This is a genomic window from Burkholderia sp. ZZQ-2 (genome assembly GCF_050768715.1).
Classification (GTDB): domain Bacteria; phylum Pseudomonadota; class Gammaproteobacteria; order Burkholderiales; family Burkholderiaceae; genus Burkholderia; species Burkholderia cepacia.
Genome location: NZ_LDVA01000098.1, coordinates 1 through 3,759 on the forward strand (window position 1 = coordinate 1; position 3,759 = coordinate 3,759).

Annotated in this window: 3 protein-coding genes and 1 pseudogene; 3 read left to right on the forward strand and 1 reads right to left on the reverse strand. The window is 70.8% G+C overall.

Features of this window, described 5'->3' with window-relative positions; all coding sequences use genetic code 11:
• The 3 genes from ABY44_RS05040 to ABY44_RS05050 all read left to right on the forward strand — a co-directional run.
• A partial coding sequence (locus tag ABY44_RS05040) for an SDR family NAD(P)-dependent oxidoreductase (protein WP_431640921.1) occupies positions 1-587 on the forward strand: 587 nt, incomplete at its 5' end.
• Between the two features lie 229 nt (positions 588-816).
• Positions 817-2,079 (forward strand): MFS transporter, encoded by a 1,263-nt coding sequence (locus tag ABY44_RS05045; protein ID WP_027788552.1) that lies wholly within the window; start codon positions 817-819, stop codon positions 2,077-2,079.
• A gap of 25 nt (positions 2,080-2,104) precedes the next feature.
• Positions 2,105-3,439, forward strand: a complete 1,335-nt coding sequence (locus ABY44_RS05050) for a D-amino acid dehydrogenase (protein WP_027788553.1) — start codon at positions 2,105-2,107, stop codon at positions 3,437-3,439.
• 125 nt (positions 3,440-3,564) lie between these two features.
• On the opposite strand, the pseudogene ABY44_RS05055 reads toward ABY44_RS05050, so the two are convergent.
• A pseudogene (locus tag ABY44_RS05055) lies at positions 3,565-3,759 on the reverse strand (RNA 2',3'-cyclic phosphodiesterase); the annotation flags it as partial.

Below are 3,759 nucleotides of genomic sequence, written 5' to 3' on the forward strand. Positions count from 1 at the left end.
AGTGCGTCACGCTCACCGGCGATCTCGGCGAGCCAGGCGTGGCCGCGTCGCTCGTCGATGCCGCCGCCACGCGCTTCGGCGGGCTCGATCATCTCGTCGCCAACGCCGGCTTCGCCGCGCGGCAATCCTTTTCCGGTCTTTCCACGGACGCGCTCGCGTCCGCCTTCGCGGCGATGCCCGGCGCGTTCTCCGCGCTCGCCGGCCGCGCGCGGCCGCTGCTCGAGGCGTCGGCCGCGCCGCGGATCGTCGCGGTCAGTTCGTTCGTCGCGCACCGCTACCGCGCCGACGCGCCGTTCGCGGCCACCGCTGCCGCGAAGGCCGCGCTCGAATCGCTCGTGCGCACCGCCGCCGCCGAATTCGCCGCGCGCGGCATCACCGTCAACGCAGTCGCGCCGGGCTTCACGCGCAAGGACCACGGGCCGAGCGCCGGCAACGCCGACGCGTGGGCGCAGGCCGAACAGGCGACACCGCTCGGCCGGATCGCCGAACCCGACGACGTCGCCGCGCTGATCGCGTTCCTGCTGTCGGATGCGGCGCGACAGATCACCGGGCAGATCGTCCACATCGACGGCGGCCTGACGCTCTGAATCGAGCGGCCGTACGTCGTGCGGACGCGCGGGACGTCGCTGCCACCGACGTTGGCGTGGCACTCGCACATTCCCGGAACACCCGCCGTTCCACGCCGCCCTCCCACCCTCGCCGCCCGCCGCGCCATCGCGCCCTCGCTCCCGTCTTTTTGGCGCCCCGCTCCGCGCCCGTAAAATAACCGCCACGCGGCAGCGCGAGACAGGACGAGACAACAGGGGGACGGCAAGCATGCAGGCATTCCAGTGGTTCGACGAGCTGTCGACACGCGAACGCAGGACGCTGTATGCCGGATTCGGCGGCTACGCGGTCGATGCGTTCGACTTCATGATCTATTCGTTCCTGATTCCGACGCTGATCGCAGCTTGGGGCATGACGAAGAGCGAGGCCGGGATGATCGCGACGAGCTCGCTGATCTCGTCGGCGCTCGGCGGCTGGGTCGCCGGCATCCTCGCCGACCGCTACGGCCGCGTGCGCGTGCTGCAGTGGACGATCGCGACGTTCGCGCTGTTCACGTGCCTGTCCGGCTTCACCCATTCGTTCTGGCAACTGCTCGCGACACGCACGCTGCAGGGCTTCGGCTTCGGCGGCGAATGGTCGGTCGTGACGATCATGATGGCCGAGACGATCCGCTCGCCCGAACACCGCGCGAAGGCCGTCGGCACCGTGCAGAGCAGCTGGTCGTTCGGCTGGGGCGCGGCCGCGATCCTCTACTGGGCGTTCTTCGCGCTGCTGCCCGAGCAGGTCGCATGGCGCGCATGCTTCTGGATCGGCATCGCGCCCGCGCTGTGGATCCTGTACATCCGCCGCAACGTCAGCGATCCGGACATCTACACGGCCACCCGTCGCGCGCGCGACGAAGGCCGCGTGTCGGGCCACTTCCTCGAGATCTTCTCGCCGCCGCACCTGCGCGCGACGCTGTTCGGCAGCGCGCTGTGCACCGGGATGCTGGGCGGCTACTACGCGATCACCACGTGGCTGCCCACCTACCTGAAAACCGTCCGCCACCTGTCGGTGTTCAATACGAGCGGCTATCTCGTCGTGCTGATCGTCGGCTCGTTCGTGGGCTACGTGGTCGGCGCGATCCTGTCCGACCGCCTCGGCCGCCGCGCGTCGTTCATCCTGTTCGCGATCGGCTCGTTCTCGCTCGGCATGGCGTACACGATGCTGCCGATCACCGACACCGCGATGCTGCTGCTCGGCTTCCCGCTCGGGATCGTCGTGCAAGGGATCTTCGCGGGCGTCGGCGCGTACCTGTCGGAGCTGTATCCCGGTGCGATCCGCGGCTCGGGCCAGGGCTTCTGCTACAACCTCGGGCGCGGGCTCGGCTCGTTCTTCCCGATCCTCGTCGGCTCGCTGTCGCAGTCGATGTCGCTCGTGAAGGCGATCGGCCTCGTCGCGGGCGGCGGCTATCTGCTCGTGATCGTCGCCGCGCTCGTCCTGCCGGAAACGCGCGGCAAGTCGCTCGTCGACGATCCGGCCGTCGCGTCCTGAGCAACCGCCACGTTCCGGAAACCGCATGCACGTGATCGTTCTCGGCGCCGGCGTGATCGGCGTCACCACTGCCTGGCACCTGCGCGAAGCCGGTTGCGAGGTCACCGTGATCGAACGCGAGGCCGATGTCGCGCAGGCGACGAGCCTCGGCAACGCGGGCGTGATCGCGCCCGGCTACGTGACGCCGTGGGCCGCCCCCGGGATGCCCGGCAAGATCCTCAAGTACCTGTTCGAGCCCGCGTCGCCGCTGATCTTCCGGCCGACGCTCGAAGCCGCTCAGTGGCGCTGGATCGCGCGCTGGCTGCGCGAATGCGAATTCGAGCGGTTTCGTGTGAACAAGCAGCGGATGCAGCGCATCGCCTATTACAGCCGCGCATGCCTGCACGCGTTTCGCGACCGGCATCCGTTCGACTACGGCGCGAGCCGGGGCTACCTCCAGCTGCTGCGCGGCGCGTTCGACGTGCAGATGGTGCAGCCCGCGCTGAAGGTGCTGCGCGACGCCGGCATCGCGTTTCGCGAGCTCGATGCGGCCGGCTGCACGGCGATCGAGCCGGGACTGCGCTGGGCGCGGCAGGCGCCCGTCGGCGGCATCTACCTGCCCGACGACGAAGCGGGCGACTGCGCGCGCTTTACGCGTGAACTGCGGGCGCTGTGCGAAGCGAAAGGCGTGACGTTCCGCTTTCACACGGACGTGCAGGCGCTCGACGTTGAAGCGGGCCGGGTGCGCGGCGTGCGGATCGTCGGTAACGGCAACGAGGATGGCGATACGCCGGATCGCGCACGAGCGCATCCGCACGCATCGAACGCCGGCGGCAAGCAACGCGACGCGCGGCTCGCCGCCGACGCGATCGTCGTCGCGCTCGGCGTCGACAGCGCCGCACTGCTGCGGCCGCACGGCATCGACGTGCCGCTCTATCCGGTGAAGGGATACTCGGCGACGCTCTCCGTCGTCGACGACGAAAAAGCGCCGCACGCCGCGCTGATGGACGAATCGCTGAAGACGGCGATCACGCGCTTCGGCCCGACGTTGCGCGTCGCGGGTACGGCGGAACTCGGCAACCGGCACGCAGCGCTGCGCCGGCAGGCGCTCGATACGCTGATGAAGGTGCTCGACGACTGGTTCCCGCACGCGGCCGATCGCGCATCGGCGCGCTTCTGGGTCGGCCGCCGGCCGATGACGCCCGACGGGCCGCCGCTGCTCGGCGCGAGCGGGATCGACGGGCTCTGGCTCAACGTCGGCCACGGCTCGACGGGCTGGGCGATGTCGATGGGGTCGGGGAAGGTGGTGGCGGATCTCGTCACGGGGCGGGAACCGGAGATCGACTTGTCGGGCCTGACGCTCGCGCGCTACGGCCGGTAGGGCCGGTGGCGCGGTGGAGCGGTGGCCCGGCTGGCCCGGCTGGCCCGGCTGGCCCGGCTGGCCGGACGATATCGCCGACGCGATACACACCGCGTCCGGCAATCACACCGCGGCGCGCAAGCCGCTCACTGCGGCGCCGGACCGTCCGCCTCGCCGTCCGCCCATGCGATCGGCGCGGACGCGACCGGCCGATGCGACACGCCCTCGTGCGACAGCCGGCTTTCGAACAACGTCAGCGCTTCGACACGCACCGCGACCGCCCGCCCGGGCGCACCGCCGTGCGCGGGCTGGCCGACCGCATCGCGCGGCAGCCGCGCGAG